A 527-nucleotide genomic window follows, 5' to 3' on the forward strand; every position below is an offset into this window, starting at 1 on the left:
GCATGGGTGATGCGCGCGACGTCCTGCTCGATGATCGGACCTTCGTCGAGATCCTCGGTGACGTAGTGCGCCGTGGCACCGATCAGCTTCACGCCGCGCTCGAAGGCCTGCTTGTAGGGATTTGCCCCCTTGAACGACGGCAGGAACGAGTGGTGGATGTTGATGATGCGGCCGGACATCTTCTTGCACACCGCATCCGACAGCACCTGCATGTAGCGGGCGAGCACGATGAGTTCCGCGCCGGACTGCTCGACCACTTCCATCAGCCGGGCTTCGGCCTGCGGCTTGTTCTCCTTGGTCACCTTGATGTGGTGGAAGGGGATGTCGTGGTTGACGATGACTTTCTGGTAATCGAAGTGGTTGGAGACGACGCCGACGATATCGATCGGCAGCGCGCCGATCTTCCAGCGGTAGAGCAGGTCGTTCAGGCAATGGCCGAAGCGCGACACCATGAGCAGCACCTTCATGCGCTCGTCGCTGTCGTTGAAGCGGTAGGTCATCGCGAATTTCTTGCCGACGGCGGCAAA

At 60.5% G+C, this 527-nt stretch carries 1 protein-coding gene; it reads right to left on the minus strand.

What is annotated here, in order from left to right; all coding sequences use genetic code 11:
* A partial coding sequence (locus GB927_RS34260; protein WP_256121594.1) for a formyltetrahydrofolate deformylase occupies positions 1–527 on the minus strand: 527 nt, incomplete at both ends.

Source organism: Shinella lacus, assembly GCF_010994755.1.
GTDB classification, from domain to species: domain Bacteria; phylum Pseudomonadota; class Alphaproteobacteria; order Rhizobiales; family Rhizobiaceae; genus Shinella; species Shinella lacus.